17 protein-coding genes are annotated in these 19,896 nt (G+C 40.6%); 8 read left to right on the top strand and 9 right to left on the bottom strand.

The features are described 5' to 3' along the window. Positions 1-615: 615 nt before the first annotated feature. From HMPREF9444_RS04130 to HMPREF9444_RS04090, 9 genes are all read right to left on the bottom strand, one after another. A complete protein-coding gene (locus HMPREF9444_RS04130; RefSeq protein ID WP_009143107.1) occupies positions 616-1,785 on the bottom strand; it encodes an amidohydrolase family protein in 1,170 nt (389 codons plus the stop codon). Positions 1,786-1,798: 13 nt separating this feature from the next. Beyond that, positions 1,799-3,106, bottom strand: a complete 1,308-nt coding sequence (locus tag HMPREF9444_RS04125; RefSeq protein WP_198002754.1) for a TRAP transporter large permease — start codon at positions 3,104-3,106, stop codon at positions 1,799-1,801. Beyond that, complete coding sequence (locus tag HMPREF9444_RS04120) at positions 3,075-3,602, bottom strand: TRAP transporter small permease (RefSeq protein WP_009143105.1); 528 nt, start codon at positions 3,600-3,602, stop codon at positions 3,075-3,077. Before HMPREF9444_RS04120 ends, HMPREF9444_RS04125 begins: the two co-directional genes overlap by 32 nt. Positions 3,603-3,680: 78 nt before the next feature. Next, positions 3,681-4,646 (bottom strand): TRAP transporter substrate-binding protein, encoded by a 966-nt coding sequence (locus HMPREF9444_RS04115; protein ID WP_040909193.1) that lies wholly within the window; start codon positions 4,644-4,646, stop codon positions 3,681-3,683. A gap of 298 nt (positions 4,647-4,944) precedes the next feature. Continuing rightward, on the bottom strand, positions 4,945-6,105 hold the full coding sequence (locus tag HMPREF9444_RS04110; RefSeq protein ID WP_009143102.1) for an amidohydrolase family protein: 1,161 nt from the start codon (positions 6,103-6,105) through the stop codon (positions 4,945-4,947). 16 nt (positions 6,106-6,121) lie between these two features. Beyond that, positions 6,122-7,408, bottom strand: a complete 1,287-nt coding sequence (locus tag HMPREF9444_RS04105) for a TRAP transporter large permease (RefSeq protein ID WP_009143101.1) — start codon at positions 7,406-7,408, stop codon at positions 6,122-6,124. A 3-nt stretch (positions 7,409-7,411) separates the two neighbouring features. After that, positions 7,412-7,900 (bottom strand): TRAP transporter small permease, encoded by a 489-nt coding sequence (locus HMPREF9444_RS04100; protein WP_009143100.1) that lies wholly within the window; start codon positions 7,898-7,900, stop codon positions 7,412-7,414. 71 nt (positions 7,901-7,971) lie between these two features. Next, positions 7,972-8,988: a C4-dicarboxylate TRAP transporter substrate-binding protein gene (locus HMPREF9444_RS04095; protein WP_009143099.1), complete on the bottom strand. Its 1,017-nt coding sequence runs from the start codon at positions 8,986-8,988 to the stop codon at positions 7,972-7,974. A gap of 308 nt (positions 8,989-9,296) precedes the next feature. Continuing rightward, positions 9,297-10,052: a DeoR/GlpR family DNA-binding transcription regulator gene (locus HMPREF9444_RS04090; RefSeq protein WP_009143097.1), complete on the bottom strand. Its 756-nt coding sequence runs from the start codon at positions 10,050-10,052 to the stop codon at positions 9,297-9,299. Positions 10,053-10,264: 212 nt separating this feature from the next. Here HMPREF9444_RS04090 and pdxA point away from each other — a divergent pair, with 212 nt between their 5' ends. From pdxA to rpsT, 8 genes are all read left to right on the top strand, one after another. Continuing rightward, positions 10,265-12,649 (top strand): 4-hydroxythreonine-4-phosphate dehydrogenase PdxA, encoded by a 2,385-nt coding sequence (gene pdxA / locus HMPREF9444_RS10755; protein WP_009143096.1) that lies wholly within the window; start codon positions 10,265-10,267, stop codon positions 12,647-12,649. 13 nt (positions 12,650-12,662) lie between these two features. After that, a complete protein-coding gene (gene dapA, locus HMPREF9444_RS04080) occupies positions 12,663-13,541 on the top strand; it encodes a 4-hydroxy-tetrahydrodipicolinate synthase (RefSeq protein ID WP_009143095.1) in 879 nt (292 codons plus the stop codon). Positions 13,542-13,551: 10 nt separating this feature from the next. After that, positions 13,552-14,532: a hydroxyacid dehydrogenase gene (locus tag HMPREF9444_RS04075; RefSeq protein WP_009143094.1), complete on the top strand. Its 981-nt coding sequence runs from the start codon at positions 13,552-13,554 to the stop codon at positions 14,530-14,532. A gap of 9 nt (positions 14,533-14,541) precedes the next feature. Beyond that, the gene (locus HMPREF9444_RS04070) at positions 14,542-15,708 is read left to right on the top strand and encodes an iron-containing alcohol dehydrogenase (protein ID WP_009143093.1); all 1,167 of its coding nucleotides are present in this window, start codon (positions 14,542-14,544) and stop codon (positions 15,706-15,708) included. Positions 15,709-15,737: 29 nt separating this feature from the next. After that, the gene (locus HMPREF9444_RS04065; protein ID WP_009143092.1) at positions 15,738-16,226 is read left to right on the top strand and encodes a tripartite tricarboxylate transporter TctB family protein; all 489 of its coding nucleotides are present in this window, start codon (positions 15,738-15,740) and stop codon (positions 16,224-16,226) included. A 13-nt stretch (positions 16,227-16,239) separates the two neighbouring features. Further along, the gene (locus tag HMPREF9444_RS04060) at positions 16,240-17,751 is read left to right on the top strand and encodes a tripartite tricarboxylate transporter permease (protein WP_009143091.1); all 1,512 of its coding nucleotides are present in this window, start codon (positions 16,240-16,242) and stop codon (positions 17,749-17,751) included. A gap of 3 nt (positions 17,752-17,754) precedes the next feature. Then, positions 17,755-18,735, top strand: a complete 981-nt coding sequence (locus HMPREF9444_RS04055; RefSeq protein ID WP_009143090.1) for a tripartite tricarboxylate transporter substrate binding protein — start codon at positions 17,755-17,757, stop codon at positions 18,733-18,735. Positions 18,736-19,028: 293 nt separating this feature from the next. Next, a complete protein-coding gene (rpsT, locus tag HMPREF9444_RS04050; protein WP_040909192.1) occupies positions 19,029-19,292 on the top strand; it encodes a 30S ribosomal protein S20 in 264 nt (87 codons plus the stop codon). Positions 19,293-19,896 lie beyond the last annotated feature (604 nt).

Here is a 19,896-nt window from a genome sequence, read left to right as displayed (position 1 = left end):
TATCCCTGTATCTAAATCTATTGTTGTACCGAGACCACCACTAAAATTTCCCCATTTAATTATTTCTGCAGTAGACGATGAACTGAATAATGCTAAAGATAAAGGAAGAAGTATAAAAGCAAGACGTGATTTAATATTTTGTTTGTCGGTATTTTCTTCTAATGAAGATTGTGAATTACCCCCCCCCTACAGTGATTTTTTTAATAAATTCATTTAACAGAATAGCTTTGTATGCACTTTTAAGCATATTAAGTGCACTACGGGTCAGTCTCATAAAAATTTGCCTCGTACTGTGTTTGAATATCGGAATTATTAATTAACCATCTTCCAAAATAAATTTTAACAGGTGAAGAAAAAAGAAACATTAAGACGTATGATTTTTTAATAAAACACAATAAACATCACAAAATCAGGTTAAAAAATGTAACATTATTGTGCATTAAAAAGAAAAAAATGAGATTACAGCATAAAAATTTATAAACTTCTTCAAATCAGATTAATTTATATGCTTACAGCTTTGCATAATATTGAAAAGACTTGCTTTTTTTGAAAATTAATCTTTATATAACAACATATAAGGCGGCATACGCCGCCTTTAAAACCACAGAAGACTCATTAGAAAAATATCTGACGGAACGCAACTCTACCTGACTTCATAGTTAAAAGAGGAACGAATAATTTATTGCCATCAACAGTATTGCCGTAATTATCGGTAAGCTGCATATCGGTACCCCTAATATCCAAAATAGCGATATCCGCAGGATAGCCTTCTTTAATAATTCCAGCTTTATCTGCAATGCCCAAAGCTTTGGCAGGATTTATCGTGACCGCCTTAAGAATTTTTTCAAGATCCATTCCTGCTGCACTTTGTACCGTCATGGCAAACAGCAATGAAAATCCCGGTCTTACATACTCACTTATTCGAACAGCGTCACTGCTTATAATATCAGGATAAAAATTTTCTTTTACCGCGCTGCTTAAAGACGGAAAACTCCAATGAACGCGTCCGTGGCAATCATCCATCAAAACGCCTCTTTCCCTTGCTTTTAACACCGCGTCTTTAACTTTTCCGTTTGCTTCAAAAATAGTTTCACGCTTTACCTGAAAAACATGAGCTACGATATCACCTTTACCTAATACGTTAAATAAATCGGCAACTTTCACGTTATCAGGCAAATTGTCATAGTGCACAACCAAAGGACAGTAATACCCTTTTGATTTAAGATCCTCACTTATCTCTTTAGCTTTTACCAAAGGAGCAAGCCCCTGTTCATTACCTAAAGTTCCAAGACACATCCTGACTTTAAGCCCGCGCAAAACATCAGGATATTTTGCAAAGGTATTTTCAATTAAATCAGGTCTGAAATCTTTAGGATCATGATCTTCTTCATGAATGCACAAACTCTTGTTGCCGAAAGTCTGTACATTTAAGTATGAGTACGTCGAAGCTTCATATCTTATAATATTGCTGTTATAAAACTGCCTGAAATTCGAAGCTCCGCAGGTCCCTCCGTCACAAGCTGTAGTAATTCCGTTCGGAATGCACATCAAATCGCCGTTAACTCCTATCATGCTGCCGTAAAGGTCAAGGTGCAGATGTTCGTCAATAAGTCCCGGCACCACAAATTTATCTTTAGCATCAATAACGGTATTAACTTCAGATTCTTCATTAACTGACGGGGCGGCAGCTATTTTACCGCCGCGTACATACACATCCCCGACAGAAAACTTTCCTGCTTCACTGTCGAAGACTTGTCCGTTTTTAATCAAAAAATCGTACTTCATTTTTACGCCCTCACTACATTAAGCTCGGAAGCAGCATAGCGAAAATCGGCACGTAAGAAACAAGCAATACTGTCGCAAACAGAATAACGACAAACGGGAATGCGTTCTTTGACAAAGTAACGATATCCTGTTTTGTTGCCGGAATTGCAGCAAATAAACAGTTGCCGAAAGGCGGAGTAGCCTGACCTACAGCTAAGTTAAACACAATAATGCAGCCTAAATGGACTGGATCAATTCCATAGCCTACCGCCATATTGTAAACAAGCGGTGCCAAAATCAAGATAATAGCGCCCGAATCCATAATCATGCCCAAAAACAGCAACAGGATGTTCAGGAACAGGATAAACGAGTATTTACCGGTAATAAATGAGCTTACCGCATTGGTAAACAAGGTCGGAACCTGATAAATGGTAAGAACATACCCAAACAAGGATGCGGCCATAATAATCATGAGGATATTGGCAGTACCTTTAACGGAATCGACGACTATATCCTTTAATTTTCTAAGATTAAGCTCACGATGAATGAAAAAAGCCACAAACAAACCGTATATTACGGCCACGGCCGCTGACTCGGTAGGAGTAAAAATGCCGGTATAAATGCCGCCTAAAATAATGATCGGCATAAGCAAGGCCCAAAATGCGTTTTTAGTCGCAACTACAAGACGAGACCAGGAAAACTCATTGGAACTTGGAATATTGTGTTTTCTAGCGTAAAAATACGCATAAATACACATAAAAATACCGCCCATCAATCCTGGAATTACACCTGACATTAAAAGCTGTGAAATTGAAGTACCTGTGATTGCGCCATAAACAACAAAGACGATTGAAGGAGGAATAACTATACCTAAGGTACCTCCGGCAACCGGTAAAGCTGCCGAATACCCTTTCGGATAATTTGCCTTAACCAATTCAGGATAAAGCATACCTCCGATTGCCGCAGTAGTCGCAATTGAAGAGCCCGACAATGCAGCAAACATCATGCATACAGCCAAAACCACAATCGACAATCCGCCGCGAACATGTCCTAAACATGCTTTTGAAAATTCCACCAGCCGCGATGAAATTCCGCCGTGCTGCATAATTGAACCTGCAAGCATGAAAAAGAAAATGGCAAGCAAAGTATAGCGGGCACCGCCGTTATACATCTTCTGAACCATGGTCATTACCGGAAAACCGTTCATCAGACATAATGAAGCCAGGCATGAAATCGTCAGACTCCAGACAAAAAAGGCACACCGATAATAAGCGTGACAATAAATACGATTAATAAGACCAAAATGGGGCTCATGCTGATTTAACCTCGTCCTTGATTTCAATACCGCAAATCTGGCACAAGTGCTTTAAGGCTATGATTAATCTGTCAAGCAGCACCAGGAAAAAGCCGGCGATCATTACTATGTACACGTGGTAAGTATAAAGAGGCAAAGGAGTTAATCTTTGTTTATTGCGCATTACAGCCGCAACAGTATCAAACAATCCGGACAAGCACACGATAATAGCGATGATGGCTATAATGTCGGGGATAAAATGAATCAAACCGTCTTTAAACGGATCTTTTGATCTGAAAAACTCAATTTTTATTTCGTTATCGGTCTTTACTGAGATATTTGCTCCTATCAGCACCATGAACATAAATAAAACTACACTTAACGTTTCACAGTAATTCAAGCTGTAAGAAGCTATATAACGTAAGCACACATTGGCGAAATTTACGAGTACGACCACAAACACTGCAATAAACAGCAGTATTTTTTCAACTACAAACAAACCGTCGCTCAACTTCACCAAAGCCTTGTAAATTTGATACAGCATGGGCGATTCCTTTATTTTTAAGCTAATAAACCTGCAGTAAGTTTTTAAACACAACTGCAGGTTTTACTAAAGTAACGACTATTTACCCATCATCTTCAACATTTCACCGTACTGCGGTGCATATTTCTCATATACACCCTTAGTGGCGTTCAAAAGTTCATCGTGATTTAAGGAAACGAACGTCATGCCGGCATCGATAGCCCCCTGCTTGGCGGTTTCATTATCAGTCTTGGTTGCCTCCCATTCCACATCGGCGGCATAGGCAGCAGCTGCATCCACCCATCCTTTTTGCTCATCAGTCAAATCGTCATAGGTTTGTTTCGAAATAAGCAAGGAAGCAACTTGGAATACATGATTAGATTCAACCAGGTATTTTTGCACTTCATAATAGGTATTGCTGTAGATATTTACATAAGGATTTTCCTGAGCATCAACGGTTCCCTGCTCCATTGCAGTATAAAGCTCGGAGAAACTGATAACGGTCGGAGAAGCGCCTAAAGCACTGAAAATATCCTGATGAACAGCATTAGACTGTATGCGGATCTTAAGTCCCTTAAAGTCAGCTAAAGAGTTGATGGGTTTATTTGAAGTTATCTCTCTAAATCCCATCGTAAGCCAGCTTGCAACATACATATTTTGTTCAGCCATCTTGTCGGATAGATATTTACCGACGTCACCGGTAATCGTAGTTCTGGCATCATCATAAGAAGCAAAAAGAAAAGGCAGATCAAAAACCCCCATTTCAGGACAGAGATCCATCAATGAAGAAGTAACGATTAAAGATACATCACAAGTTCCCTGCTGCAGCATTGCCGGAATTTCATTGATCGCGCCTAAAGTTCCGTTCGGGAACATGGTGCAAGACATTTCTCCTCCGGAAACTTCACTTAACTTTTCAGAAAATGCGATTGCGGCTTTTCCGAAAATGGAGTCTTCAGGATCTGCATATGCAAGCATCAGATTAGATTTTGCGGATGCCGAACCTGCTGTAAACAAAGATGCGGCAAATAACGTACAGGCCAAGCCTTTTGCTAAAGATTTCATAAAGTATCTCCCTTATGCTGAAGTCTGAATTTCTTTTGATTGTATTTAATAAAATAAAATTAAATACGATCGTTTAATGAATATTATGATTTTAATTAAGCAAATTAAATGTGATTTAACACCGAAAATTGATTATTTTTAGTCAAACGATAACCAAGATTGAAACAACAATTCCGATAAAAACGTTCTTATATATACTTTCCCGCATTTAAACATTATAAAAAACATCTATGATTGTTAAAAATCAAGAAATTTTCACAAAAACAATAATATGAATTAAAGAATAAAATAATCTATTTTATTTGCGTATTCTGTCTTGGACAATCATCTCAAAATCAGCAAAAACAATATCACCACCCGCAATCGTGACTAGCGGTCGAATAATTTTTGAGGCTTGTATTTGTTCCCCTGCATAATCTTTAAACACGAAATCTCCGGCATCATCAAGCTTAAAAATACATATATCAGCTGCAGCTCCGCTTTTTATTATCCCTAAATCATGAATTCCCAAACAAGAAAAAGGCGCTACAGTTACAGCTTTAATTACATTTTCCAAAGACATTCCTGCCGCTAAATACTTTGACATGGTATAAATAAGGCCGTAACCGCGGTTGGTATAAAGTTTTTCACATGTTAAATCGGTACTGATGATATCCGGCAAAAAGCCTTCGGCAAATGCTTTTTTTATAATTGAAAAAGAGTTATTTCTATATCCGTCTGCCGAATCAAACAAAACACCGCGCTCTCTTGCCGCTTTTACCTCTTTTAAGATTTTACCGCCTTCATCCAGAATTCCTTCGCATAAATTCTGATAAATATGACAGACCACATCTCCCTTATCCAAAAGACTTACAATGTCGGCAATACGATCGGGATGATTGGCTACATGTACGACTAAAGGAACCTTAAAATCACAGGCAAGTTGTTTTGCTTCCTCCAAAGCCTTTAAACCCAGATCTTTTACGCATGCTTTATCGAATCTTAATTTAAGCCCCCTAATTTGTTTATATTTACCGAAAAGATCTTTAATTACCGATTTATCAAAAAACTGCGGATTGGCATATTCAGGAGAATGTTCATTAACCTGTCCTGCCGACGCAACATTTAAATATGTAAAAATTTTAGTTCTGCTATGAATTACTATATCGTTATAAAACGCTTTAAAATTTGACGCTCCTACGCTCCCGGCATCCGCCAATGCGGTACAGCCCAAAGGAAAAGATCCTGTATCGGGCAGAAAACCTATTCCGGTACCTCCATAAAACACATGACAATGATGATCAATAAAACCGGGAGACACAAACAACCCTGAAGCATCAATCACCGTATCCGCTTGAATGTCAGGCAAGTTTTCAACTAAATAAATCTTACCTTCGGCAACTGCCAAAGATCCTTTATTTACTCTTCCTTCATCAGGAAAAATGATTTCTGCATTTTTTATTAAAAGACTTGCCTGCATTTTTTTGCTCCTGTTTCTAATAGACCAAATTTACAAGTCCCGTAGTAAATACCGGTACAAATGTCAAAAGAATCAAGCAAAATACCAAGAGCAAATAGAAAGGAACCGCTTCTTTAATGAAATTAAGCATCGGACACTTGGTAATTGAGCAAGTAACAAACATCAAAGTTCCCATAGGCGGTGACAACACTCCGATTGAGAAATTAAAAATCACCACCATGGCAAATTGAATTTCATCAATCCCGAAATGAGCTGCAATCGGCGTTAAAAGCGGAACTAAAATAATCATAGCCGCAGTACTTTCAATAAACATGCCGATAAAAATAAGGAACAGATTGACGCAAATCAAAAATAATACGCCGCTGTTTAAATGATGGATAAACAATCCCGTCAAATATTGAGGAACGCGTTCGCGAGTTAAAATCCAAGCAAAAGCAGAAGCTGCGCCAACAATCAGCATAATGCTGGCAGAAGTCAAAACTGTTTCTTTTAGCCCCTGCATGATATTTTTAAAACTCATCTCGCGGTAAATAATTCCTAAAAGAAGCGAATAAACAATAGCAACAGATCCTGCTTCAGTAGGAGTAAAAGCACCGATACGAATACCGCCGATAATTACGATCGGCAAGCAAAGCGGCAAAAAGGCTCCTTTAAAAGTTTTAACAACCCGCTTAAATGACGTATCTACAGGATGTTTGTTGGTATAGCCCCGTTTATATGAAATCACAGCCACCAAAATCATTAAAGTGACGCATAATAATAAACCAGGTCCGATTCCTGCAACAAACAGCTTACCGATTGAAACATTTGCAATTGAACCGTAAATAATCATTGCGATCCCGGGAGGAATAAGCGGAGTAATAATTGCAGCCGTTGCAACCAAAACTGAAGCAAACTCATTTGAAAAGCCTCTCTTTCTCATCTCCGGAACAAGCATTTTCGCTTCCATGGCCGCATCGGCTAAATTTGATCCGGAAAGTCCTCCCATAATGGTAGCAACCAATACCGTCACATGACCTATACCCCCGATTACATTACCGATTAAAGCCTCGCAAAAATCAATAATTCTCTTAGTAACACCGGTGTAATTCATAAACACACCGGCACACACAAAGAAAGGAATCGCCAAAAGAGGTATTGATTGCGTTCCTGCTATAACCCTTTGCACCATAAAAGCGGAATTAAGCTCCGTATGGAACAAAAAATAAATTGCCGTAGCGCCTAAAATAGCCACAAAAACCGGCTGCCGCATAAAAAGAAAAAGCAGTAAAGCAAAGCAGCATAAAAAAATAGCTATATCCATGTCTTACCCCTTAATTTCGATTCTTTTTGCCGCAATTTCCCGATAAGCCTGAACTGACGAACTGACGATCATAATTACGCAGCTTATCGGAACTACCATGTTGATAAATCCAGTAGGGATCTGCAGAATATAAGTTGCTTTATTCAGATTAAACATAATCTGCACAAGTTCAAAACTTAATACCGAGAGATAAACAAACAAAAGAGTCATTAACACGTAGTTGACTACTGAAAGAATAAGCTGATATTTTTTCGGAAGCATGTCATACACAATCTCAATTGACACATGGGATCCGTAGCGAAAAGCAGCTCCCGCTCCTAAAAAAGATATCCATAAGAAGCAGCCCAACTGAACTTCTTCTGTCCAATGCAAAGGATCGGATAAAAAATAGCGCATAATCACGCCGAAAAAGGTAACGGCGACCAGGATAACGAAAAATATACAGGCAATAATCAAATCCAGATTTAACAAAATCTTAAATTTATCTTTCATCAGATTGAGCCTCTTTAAATAAAAAAGCTGTCTTTAAGGCAATTTTTAAAGACAGCTTTATTCTTAACATGTTATTTCATTGCAGCCTTTACGGTCTCATACAAATTAGGAGACCAATCTTTAAAATCAGGCAGCGTGTAAAATTTCTTAGATGCCTCTTTCAGTTCCTGCTTGAATTCAGGAGTAGGTTCAATCACAGTAACCCCTTCATCCTGCATTTTCTTAATAAGAGCAGTATCTGATTCTTCAGAGAGTTTATTCTGATATAAACCTGCTTCCTTACAAGTATCCATCAGCATCTGCTGCTGTTCTTTAGTTAAAGAATTAAAGAAATCAACGCCTACAACCAAATTGGTAATGTTGTAGACATGCGAATCGAGCAACAGATATTTTGCAACTTCATGGAATTTTCCATAATAAAGCAGCGCCACAGGATTCTCTACGCCGTCAATCGTTCCCTGCTGAAGAGCTGTGTATACCTCACCTAAAGCCATCGGAGTCGGAGCAGTTCCTAAAACCTCCATACCTTTTAACTGAATTACATTTGTAGGAACACGCAATTTTATTCCGTGGAAATCAGCAAGACTTTGTACCGGTTTAGTTGTTAATGTATGACGTACGCCGAAACGCCAATTAGAGGCAACAATTTTAAGCTTGGCAACCTCTGCAAGTTTATCCGCTTGCTCCTGATACCAAGAGCTTTCATAAAGCTTATACGCCTCATCCCAAGAATCAAACAAATAAGGTCCGAAGACAATACCGAAATCTTTTACACCACGATCATAAAAATAAGCTCCGTCCGCCAAGGTACAAATTGCTTCTCCGGTAGCTATTTGGTCTAATAAATCATCTTTGCTTCCAAGCTGTCCTGAAGGATACAGCTCAAGCTGCATAGTACCGTTAGATTTGGCTTCCAATAGTTCTTTCCATTTCTCGCAGCCGGCGTAAAAAGGCTCACCCGGATGGGCATCATGACCTACGCGGATCACGATAGGTTCTACTGTCTGTGGTTTTTCTTCTGCTGCAGCTGTAGGAGCTGCAGCTTTTTCCTCTTCCCCGCATCCGGACAAAGAAAAAACCCCTGCCAAAATTGAGCCATCAAAATCGTAGTTTTCTTAAGCATAAAGACACCTACCGTATTCCCAGTGACTCTGAACAAAAAATATCTATATATGATTGATTTCAAGCTTAAGCATGAAAATAGCAATCAATTGCGATCATTATGATTAATTTAACGCAACAAAAACGTGACTTACTGCTTAAAACTATGTGCTATTTAATAAAATTTGATTGTTTTTAATCAAAAAAAATGAATCTGTAAAAATCAAAAAATAAAAAAGGCACAAAGAATTTATCTCCATGTGCCTTTACTTCATATTGTCTTATAAAAAATAAATCAGCATAAGATAAGCTCAATACCAAGCTTTCTTATTTCATCCGCCTCTTTTCCATCAAGAGCGCTGTCTGTAATAATCATATCTACACTTGTAAGCGGACTTACTTCAAAAAGCTGAGTTAGACCGTATTTACTGCTGTCAGCTACTAAAACTCTCTTTGAAGAATGCTGTGTCATAACCCGTTTGACTGCTGCCTTATCCGAAGTCGGCGCAGTGATTCCTGTATCCACCTTAAACGCATTACAGCTTATAAAAGTGTATGTAGGATGAACTTTCGATAAAAAGTTTACGGCAACATCTCCGATACAGGATTGGCTTGACCAGTCTACGCTTCCTCCGGTAACAGAAACTTCAATTTGCTGGTAATCTGCAAGCAAAAGTCCAATATGAAGATCGTTGGTAATAACTCTAAGAGGTATATCTATAAGATTTCTGGCTATTTCAATTGTGGTAGTTCCTGCATCAAGGACAATGGAATCACCAGGTTTTACAAGTTTTGACGCAGCAGCCGCTATCATCAGTTTTTCTTTATGATGCTGGCCTTGCTTTTCTGAAGTCGTAGGTTGATTGGGAACAAAACGATTTAATGTCACTCCACCATGAACACGGTATACTGCTCCTTCTTTATCTAGTTTAATTAATTCCCGCCTAATCGTAGCAGGAGATGCCCCGGTAATAGAAACCAATTCATCTACGGTTACTAAATTATGCATCTTTAAATATTCTACTATTTGCTTTGATCTTTCTTGAGCCATACTACACCGTCTTATTCATCATATATTCTTATCCTCATCATCAAAGATTATAACAGAACAAAAAAATTTTTCTGATTGAATTTGCTCACAATTTTTCTAAAGCTGTCATAAATATCTAAATTATGCGTGACGATATTCACATTTAGCCACTATTGATTATTTACAATCAAAAAATATTAAATATAATCATCATCAAATAAAGGGAGAAAAATATGCAAATTTCTGTTATCGCAGACGATTTGACAGGTGCTAATGATTGCGCCGCTCAATTTGCTCTACACATTGATACAAAAGTATTTTTACCTACAGAAAACATAAAGCTGACTAAAGTTTCAACAGCCGTTTTTGATACCGAAAGCCGAGATATCGACGCACAAAGCGCTTATACAAACGTATTTAAAATTGCAAAATTAATCAAAAAAGAACGTTTTGAAGAAAAAATTGATACTTTTGATCAAAAAAGATCAATTATTTATAAAAAAATCGACTCCACAGTTAGGGGCAATATAGGAAGCGAATTACAAGCAGCTATTGACGCTATTGAACCGGAAATAACAGTATTTGCTCCGGCTTTTCCCCAATCCGGTCGTACCACCGAAAACGGCTATCAATTATTAAACGGAATAAGGCTTGAAGAAACCGAACTTAAGAATATCCCCAAAAGCCCAATCACTACTTCCTTTATCCCAGATATTATCAAAAAACAAAGTAATCTTGATACAGCAATAATCACTCTTGAAGACATCCACAAAGGAAGTGCTTTTATTTATGAAAAAGCTCTTTACTTAAAAAATGCAGGAGTAAAAGTAATCGTTTGCGATGTCACAGAAAAAGAAGATTTAGAAGCTGTTGCAGCGTCTTTCCTCAATTTCAAAACTCCGTTGTTTGTAGGCTCGGCAGGGCTTGCCGATGCAATAGCTTCTCTTGTTTTTAAAAATAAAGAAAAAACCGTAAATAGAAATACTCCGTCTTTTTACAATCTGTCAAAAATTTTGATTCTGGCAGGTTCAATAAGTGCGGTTACCAGAGCGCAATGTCAAAATTTACTGCAAAACTTCAGCAGTAATAACAAAGAACAAAAAATCCGTGTTTTATTAGAAAGAATAGATCCGGAACAATTTTTAACCGATCCTAAAAAAGAACTGGAGCGCATCATTGCATCGGTTACCTCTTCTTTTGCTGCTTTAGCCTTTGATGAAAAACTTATTGTCTTAATTGCTGGTGCTCTTGACGAAAATGATGTAGCTAAATCCAAAGAGTGCGGACAAAAACTTAACATCGAATTTTTTAATGTTGGCGAACGCATGGCCAAGCTTATGGGTGATCTGATGGCCGCCCTGGCTCCCTCTTTTAATGCATTCATCATGACCGGCGGTGACACCGCAGTCCATGCCTGCAAAGAAGTCGGAGCCAACTCTTTTAAAGTTTTAGGTGAAATAGAAAAAGGCATCCCGCTTTGCCTTATCGACAGCGGCATTCCGCAAAACTGCGTCCTGGTTACCAAAGCCGGAGCTTTAGGCACACCCCAAGTATTTACCAAAACAGTTACCAATCTTTTTAATCTCCACAAAGGAAATATCACCATGAAAAAACCGGTACTGGGCATCACTATGGGTGATGCAGCTGGCATCGGATCCGAAATCACCGTAAAAGCGTTATCCGATCCGAAACTTTATGAAAAAGCAATTCCCGTCGTATTCGGGGATGCATATCAGCTGGAAAGAGCAGCAAAAATCATCGGCGCGAACGTTAAAGTTCATAAAATCACCGACCCTGCAAAGGCCAATCCGAGTCCTGAACAGATTGAAGTAATATCTCTTGACAATATTCCTCACGACATTGAATTCGGAAAAATCAATGCCGCCTGCGGAAAAGGCGCCTATGAGTTCATCGCTAAAGCAGTTGAATTTGTAAAAGCAGGAAAAATTCACGCTATCGTCACCGCTCCGCTTAATAAAGAGGCTCTGCATTTAGGCGGATGCCCGCACCCCGGTCACACTGAAATCCTGGCAAATTTAACCGGTACCAAAGACTATTCCATGATGCTTGTAGGCGACAAACTGCGCGTCATTCACGTTTCAACCCACGTTTCTTTAAGAAAAGCCTGCGACTTAGTCAAAAAAGATCGTGTGCTTAAGGTAATTCACCTTGCCGATGACACTTTAAAACTGATGGGTTTTGAAAAACCGCGTATTGCAGTTTCAGGGCTCAACCCGCACTGCGGCGAAGGCGGCATGTTCGGTACCGAAGATGCAGAGGAAATTGTTCCTGCAGTAAAGGCAGCTCAAGAAGAAGGAATAAATGTCGTAGGACCTATTGCCCCCGACACCGTATTCCATCGTGCAGCCAATAAAGGTGAATTCGATATCGTAGTCGTAATGTACCACGATCAAGGCCACATTCCGCTTAAAGTCTTAGGCTTTAGCACCGGCGTCAACGTAACCGTCGGTCTGCCGTGCATCCGTACTTCCGTTGATCACGGAACCGCTTTTGAAATTGCCGGCAAAGGCATTGCCGATCCCGAATCCATGACCGTCGCCTTAAATCTCGGCGCACAAATGGCTAATGTCAAATTCAAAGATTTATTAAATAATTAAAGGAGCTCAAATCATGTTTAAACCTTATGGCGTTATCACTCCGGTATTAACCGCCCTTGATGAAAACGAAAACTTCAATAAAGATGCTTATCAGAAATTTATCGATCACCTCATCAAATCAGGCGTTCACGGCATCTTCTCTTTGGGCACCAACGGTGAGTTCTATGCTTTCTCCTTTGAAGAAAAGCTTGAAATCATCAAAGCCGCAGTCGAAGCCGTTGACGGACGCGTTCCCGTATATGCAGGAACTGGTTGCGTTACTACCAAAGAAACCGTTGAATTGTCAAAGGCCGTTGAAGCTTTAGGCGGAGTTGACTGCTTATCCGTTATCTCTCCTTATTTCACCGCCATCACTCAGGATGATTTATATCGTCACTACAGTGCTGTCGCCAAAGCCGTAAATTTACCGATTCTCCTTTATAACATTCCTGCTCGTACCGGCAATAACATTGCCTTTACCACTGTTAAGAAGTTAGCCGAGTTTGACAATATCATCGGTATTAAAGACAGCTCCGGCAACTTTGACAATACTTTAAAGTACATTGAAAACACCGATCCGCGCCTGCATGTTCTTGCCGGCTCCGACTCCCTTATTCTCTGGACCTTAAAAGCCGGCGGTTCAGGCGCTATCTCCGGATGCTCCAATGTCTTCCCTGAGCTTATGGTTTCCATCTACGAACTGTTTAAGAAAGGTGATTTTGAAGCTGCCAACGAAGCCCAAAAGAAGATCCGTCCGTTCCGCAACGTCATGCAGATGGGCAACCCCAACAGCGTCGTCAAACGCGCTGCTCAGCTTTTAGGCTATGAAGTAGGACCTGCCCGCGCTCCGTCCAACGTACAAAACGAAGCTATCGACAAAGCCCTGCTTGATGTTTTCAAACTCTATAAATAAGGCATAGAAAATGAGTAAAGTAGTAATCACTCAACCTCTGCACAAAGACGGAATGGCCGTATTAAACGCGGCCAATTTGGAAACTGCGGTATCCAATTCAGGTGAGCCTAAAGAATATTTACCTTTTGTCAAAGACGCTGACGGCCTTATCATCCGTATCGGCCATATCGACCGAGCCACTATGGAAGCTTGCCCCAACCTTAAAGCTATCGGCCGCCCCGGCGTCGGCGTCGACAATGTTGATGTCAAAGCCGCAACCGAGCTTGGCATCCCCGTGGTTATTGCCCCGGGCGCCAATACCCGCTCCGTTGCCGAATGCGCTTTTGCCATGATGTTTGCTGCAGCCAAGGATATGGTAAGAGCGGATAAAGAGTTACGTAAAGGCAATTGGGCAATGCGCAGTGAATACAAAGCCTACGAAATTTTCGGCAAAACCTTAGGTCTTATCGGCTACGGTCATATCGGCGGCATTTTAGCTGAATTGTGCAAAGCCGTAGGCATGTCGATCATGGTTTACGATCCTTTCGTAAAGAAAGAAGCCGTTGAAGAAAAAGGCTATACCTACTGTGAAACCATTGAACCGATTCTGGTAAATGCCGATGTTATTTCCGTACACGTACCGTTAACCGATAAAACCCGCAATCTCATTGCCAAAGATGAACTTGCCAAGATGAAGAAAACCGCAATTCTAATCAATTGCGCACGCGGCGGAATCATTAACGAGCAAGATCTTTATAACGCTTTAAAGAACAACGTCATTCAGTGCGCCGCTCTTGATGTCTTTGATAAAGAGCCGGTTCCTGCCGATGATCCTCTTTTAAGTCTTGACAATGTCATCGTGTATCCGCACATGGCGGGTCAAACTAAGGAAGCCGCCTCCAATGTCGCAACAATGGCCGCAAAAGGCGTTGCTGCCATTATTGCAGGAGAAAAATGGCCTTATGTTTGCAATCCTGATGTCTACAAACACCCGCGCTGGGCAAATAAGTAGGAGATAAAAATGTCAATTTATTCACTAGGTCAAATCAGAAAAATAGTAAGCGGCAAAGGAGCTTTAAACGCTCTTAGTGAGATCGTTGCATCTTTAAATGCAAAAAATGCCGTTGTAATAACCGACGCCGGAGTATTTAAAGCAGGTCTTACCGTAAAGGCCGAAGCTCTTTTAAAAGAAGCCGGATGCAATGTCAGCGTCATTAATGACGTTCCGCCTGAGCCTTCATACATGCAGGTCAACGGCATTTATCAGCAGGCAAAAGATCATGCCTGCGATTTCATTGTTGCAATCGGCGGCGGCTCTGCCATGGATACTTCAAAACTAGTGTCATTAATGCTTAAAAATGACATTACTCTTGAAGACATGTTAAAAGGCCAAAAACCGAAGGTTCGCGGCGTTCCTACCGTCATGGTCCCCACTACTGCAGGAACCGGATCTGAGGCTACTCCGAATGCTATCGTACTTGTACCGGAGGAAAACCTTAAAGTCGGCATCGTTACCGATTTGATGATTAGCGATACGGTTATCCTGGATCCGGAAATGACCGCAGGTCTTCCGCCGCGGATCACCGCTAATACCGGCATTGATGCTCTGTGTCATTTAATGGAATGTTACATTTCAAAGAAGGCCAATCCTCTTTCGGATACTTTTGCTCTTTCAGGCATTAAAAAGGTAGCAAGAAGTTTACGTAAAGCCTATCAAAACGGTCAGGATTTGGATGCCCGTGAAGATATGCTGCTGGCCTCCTGCTTCGGCGGCATTGCCATCGCATCATCAAGCACCACGGCAATTCACGCCTTGTCATACCCGCTAGGCGGCCGCTATCACATTCCGCACGGACTATCTAACGCCATCCTAATGCCTCTTGTCATGGACGTAAACAAGCCTTGCTGCATCAAAAAATATGTAGACATGGCCAAAGCTATGGAACTTGATACCGAAGGCAAGAGCGATGAAGAAATTGCCGATCTGTTTGTAAAAGAGCTCTACAGCTTAAATGCCGATCTTGAAATCAAATGCGATCTTAAAGAAAAAGGCATCACCGTCGATATCGTCGACGAACTGGTAGAAGCCGCCTCCAAAGTCACCAGACTGCTTGGCAATAATCCTAAAGATTTAACCCGCGATGAAATGAAAGAGATTTATCTCAAACTCATCGCCGCCAATCAATAAATTCCTGACAATAAAAAAAGGAAGGACACATGAGCAAACGTAATGACCTTATAACCGGTATCGTCATTGCGGTGTTTTCTCTGTGGTATTACTTTGAAGCCTCCAACATTCGCGTGATGAAGGCTTTTAGTAAATCCGCGGTTAACTCCACCTCAATGCCGAAGATTTGGGCAGTCTGCATGCTGCTGCTGGCAATTGCCCTTATCGTCAGAGGACTGCGCAATAAAGATAAAGACGCCAAAGGCGAACCTTTTTCTTTTAGCGCCTGGTTTAACAAGAATCTTGAAGTAGTCGAAACTTTCGGCGCTTTATTGATTTACATCGCAATCATGGATTTTGTCGGCTTTATTATCGCCAGCATCTTCTACATCTTCGTGCAGACATTGATTTTGATGCCCAAAGGTGAGAAGAGCTATGTAAAAGCGGGAATTATAGCTGTCATCTTCTCGGTTGCCACTTACTATATCTTCGTATACTGGCTTGCAGTCCTGCTGCCTGCCGGCGCTATTTTCGAGTAATTAAGGAGCACCTATGGGATCAGATGTAATTCAAGGCCTAATGATGGTAATGGATCCGTTGGTGATTCTGTTCATCCTTATCGGCGTCTTTATCGGTATTATTTTCGGCTCTATTCCGGGTCTTACCGCAACCATGGCGATCGTCATGTTCCTGCCTTTGACCTATACCATGACTCCGCTGCAGGGCGTATCCACCTTGGTAGCTTTGTATGTAGGCGGTATATCGGGAGGCTTGATATCAGCGATTTTGCTGAACATTCCGGGAACCCCGTCTTCAATAGCCACCTGCTTTGACGGTCGTCCTATGGCTATGAAAGGACAAGCCGGTAAAGCTTTAGGTGTTGGTGTAGTATTTTCTTTCTGCGGAACCATCTTGGGACTCCTGGTTTTAGTCTTGGTAGCCCCGCTGCTTGCAAGCCTTGCCATTAAGTTCGGTCCTTACGAGTACTGCACTTTGGCTCTGCTAGCATTGTCTTTGGTAATTTCCCTGACCGGACGCGATCTGGTAAAAGGCCTTATCAGCGGTCTTTTAGGCGTAATGCTTGCTACCGTAGGCCTGGCTCCGATTGACTCGGCAAAAAGATTTACTTTCGGCATGACCGAGCTTAATGCAGGCTTTGCTCTTTTAACTTTACTTATCGGTCTTTTTGCCATCACCGAGGTCATTAAAGCGGCAGAAGATGTCAGAAATCCGGTTAAGGCGGAAATTGAGTCAAACGTCAAGATCAAAGGCTTCGGCTTTACCTGGAAAGAGTTTATCGAACAAAAATGGAACATGGTCAGATCTTCCATTATCGGTATTGTTATCGGTATTCTTCCGGGTATCGGCGGCGCCATCTCCGGCATGTTGTCCTACACTACAGCCAAAAACCAATCCAAGCATCCTGAGAAATTCGGTACCGGCATTGCCGACGGCGTTGTCGCCTCAGAAACCGCTAATAACGCAGGTATCGGCGGCGCCATGATCCCTATGCTGACCTTAGGAATTCCGGGAGATGCTGCAACTGCTATGCTCCTTGGCGGTCTCATGGTTCACCAAATTGCTCCCGGCCCGCTCATTTTTGACAAAAACGGTCCTGAAGTATTCGGTATCTTCTTTGCCTTGGGTCTTTCAGCTATTGCCATACTCTTTATCGAGCTTTTCGGCATCAAGGTATTTATCCGCGTATTAAAAGTTCCCAAGTATCTTTTAATGCCTATCATCATTATTCTGTGCATTATCGGTGCTTTCGGCAACGCCAACCGTATCTTCGATGTCTGGTGCGTACTGATATTCGGCGTTTTAGGCTATGTTCTGCTTAAAGCCAAGATCCCGCATGTTCCTATGATCTTAGGATTCATCTTGGGACCTATCTTCGAACTTAACTTCCGTCGCGCATTCCAGCACGCTCAATTCGAGCCGATGGGCTTCTTCAGCCACCCTATTGCCATCTTCTTCTTTGTCTTCACTATAGTAGTAGTCATCTACTCTTTAATCCGTCAACGCAAAGAAGCCAAATCAATTCTTGTATCTGATGAGGAGTAAAAAATGAAATTTAAATCAAACAAACTGTTATTAGGTGCCGCAGTAATGGCTATGTGCGCAGTTGCTCCTGCTTTTGCCGCAGACGCTGCTGCCGACTATCCTAATAAGACCATCAATATGATCTGCACTCACGGTGCCGGCGGCGATACCGACTACAATGCCCGTTTGATTTCCCGTCTGCTTGAAAAAGAGCTCGGTGTTTCCGTAGTCGTCAATAATGTTCCAGGCGCCAACGGATCTATCGCTCTTACCCAATACAAGGACGAAAATCCGGACGGATATACATTAATCGCCACTAACGCTATGTCCTTGTCTTCAAATGAGGCAAGCGGCCTTAGTGATTACGGTTATGAGGCTTTTGAACCCGTCGCTGTTTACGGCAAACAGTGCGGTGAAAATCTGTTGGTTAGAGCCGACGATCCGTCCAACACCCTTGAAGAGTTAATCAACGCATCAAAAGAAAAGCCTGAAACCATCAAGCTCGGTATCGCCATGGGAGGCTCCTCTTATGTTGCAGCTTTAATCATGGCCCAGGACAAAGGAGCTCAATTTGCATTGGTTGACGCCGGCGGTGACGGTGCCGAACGTATGACCTCCCTTTTAGGCGGACATATTGACGTTACCATCGCTCCGTATACTTTGGCAAAAGAATACATTGAAAGCGGCAAAGTAAAATCAATCTGCACCTTAATGTCAGAGCGTCTGCCGGCAGTCCCGTCCATTCCGACTGCTAAGGAATCAGGCGTTCCTAATCTTGTTATTGATACCCTGTACGCTATCTTGGCACCTAAAGGAACCGATCCTGCAGTTGTCGAGAAACTCAATGCTGCCGTTCTTAAAATAGTCAATAACAGCGAAGAGTACAAAGAAGCCATTAAAGTCTATAACTTCCAAGAGCCTTATGCCTTGAACGTTCAAGACTCAATAAACCGTCTTAAAGAGCTTCGCGAGCACATGATGTCATACGCAGAGTACTTGCAGTAAGCTTTTTAAAGTTAACGCCCGTGTTTCTCCCTTAACGGGCGTTTTTTTACATAAAATATTCAGTAAAAATCTTTGATTAAAATACTACTTTTCAAGTATTTTAACTTCAAAAAATAATTAAATAGCGCGAGAACTCCTTTTTTCTAAGAATAAAAACATTAAAATCACTTATTTTTCATTAAAAAAAGTATTTTTAATTTTTACAAAAGATAGTAAAACTGGTAAAATATCGCGTCTAGTGCCACCTAGTGAATTGGAATGTGGCAAGTGTAAATAATAATCAGGAGCTATTTGTGCCTAATATTAAGTCTGCAAAGAAGCGCGTTATTATCTCTGAGAAAGCACGTCAGCGTAATGTAGCTGCTCGTTCCAAGATGCGCACTTTGATTAAAAAAGTTTTAGCCGCTTGTGCTAACAATGACAAAGCTGCAGCTCAGGCTGCCTTTAAAGAAGCAGAGCCGGTTTTGGACCGTGCCGCTTGCAAAGGTCTTATCCACAAGAATAAGGCTGCTCGTCATAAGAGCGATCTTGCTGCCAAGATTAAGGCAATTGCCTAATTTAGAGCAGATCTAAAAGATAAGCCCCGCAAAATTGCGGGGTTTTGTTTTTTATAACGACAAAAAAATGCAGACACTTAGTAGGAGTCTAAATGTCTGCAAGAACAGCAAAAGGTGAACCACCTAAATACACATGCAAAAAGTCAATTTGCCTCAGTTAGTTTTGGCTAACTGCCATAACTTAATGCTAACCATTTTGTTAAAAAAAAGCAATAGCTTTTATAAAAAAATTTTTTAAATAAAAAAAATCCGCCCGTAATTAAATAAAAATTATTTATAAATCATTAAGTTAAAATTTATTTAAAAATTTTTCATATTTTTTGGAACTTTTCTTTAAAGGTGCACTCTAATTATCAGATTCAATTGAATCGCAGATTTGTTTACGACTTCTGATTAAAAATCCCGCTTTGGCCGATACTTAAAAGTATCGGCTTTTTATTTTCTTCTTCCAAACAAAATTCGACTCTCTGTACAAAAATAATCCTTACAAAATGTTGCCTGCAGAAAATTAACTTTCATCTAAAAATAAAATTTATTTAAATCAATAAGATAAATTTATTTAAAAAATATTTAATATTTTTTGAAACTTTTTTTACACAATCCC

This window comes from Succinatimonas hippei YIT 12066, from assembly GCF_000188195.1.
Taxonomy (GTDB): domain Bacteria; phylum Pseudomonadota; class Gammaproteobacteria; order Enterobacterales; family Succinivibrionaceae; genus Succinatimonas; species Succinatimonas hippei.
Note: the sequence above shows the minus strand (reverse complement) of the source record. Positions and strands in the feature narration are given on the sequence as shown.

Coding starts and splice junctions, on each gene's coding strand:
- HMPREF9444_RS04130 (WP_009143107.1), bottom strand. CDS start 1,785: ATGAAGTACGATTTTTTGATTAAAAACGGACAAGTCTTCGACAGTGAA.
- HMPREF9444_RS04120 (WP_009143105.1), bottom strand. CDS start 3,602: ATGCTGTATCAAATTTACAAGGCTTTGGTGAAGTTGAGCGACGGTTTG.
- HMPREF9444_RS04115 (WP_040909193.1), bottom strand. CDS start 4,646: ATGAAATCTTTAGCAAAAGGCTTGGCCTGTACGTTATTTGCCGCATCT.
- HMPREF9444_RS04110 (WP_009143102.1), bottom strand. CDS start 6,105: ATGCAGGCAAGTCTTTTAATAAAAAATGCAGAAATCATTTTTCCTGAT.
- HMPREF9444_RS04105 (WP_009143101.1), bottom strand. CDS start 7,408: ATGGATATAGCTATTTTTTTATGCTGCTTTGCTTTACTGCTTTTTCTT.
- HMPREF9444_RS04100 (WP_009143100.1), bottom strand. CDS start 7,900: ATGAAAGATAAATTTAAGATTTTGTTAAATCTGGATTTGATTATTGCC.
- HMPREF9444_RS04090 (WP_009143097.1), bottom strand. CDS start 10,052: ATGGCTCAAGAAAGATCAAAGCAAATAGTAGAATATTTAAAGATGCAT.
- pdxA (WP_009143096.1), top strand. CDS start 10,265: ATGCAAATTTCTGTTATCGCAGACGATTTGACAGGTGCTAATGATTGC.
- dapA (WP_009143095.1), top strand. CDS start 12,663: ATGTTTAAACCTTATGGCGTTATCACTCCGGTATTAACCGCCCTTGAT.
- HMPREF9444_RS04075 (WP_009143094.1), top strand. CDS start 13,552: ATGAGTAAAGTAGTAATCACTCAACCTCTGCACAAAGACGGAATGGCC.
- HMPREF9444_RS04070 (WP_009143093.1), top strand. CDS start 14,542: ATGTCAATTTATTCACTAGGTCAAATCAGAAAAATAGTAAGCGGCAAA.
- HMPREF9444_RS04065 (WP_009143092.1), top strand. CDS start 15,738: ATGAGCAAACGTAATGACCTTATAACCGGTATCGTCATTGCGGTGTTT.
- HMPREF9444_RS04060 (WP_009143091.1), top strand. CDS start 16,240: ATGGGATCAGATGTAATTCAAGGCCTAATGATGGTAATGGATCCGTTG.
- HMPREF9444_RS04055 (WP_009143090.1), top strand. CDS start 17,755: ATGAAATTTAAATCAAACAAACTGTTATTAGGTGCCGCAGTAATGGCT.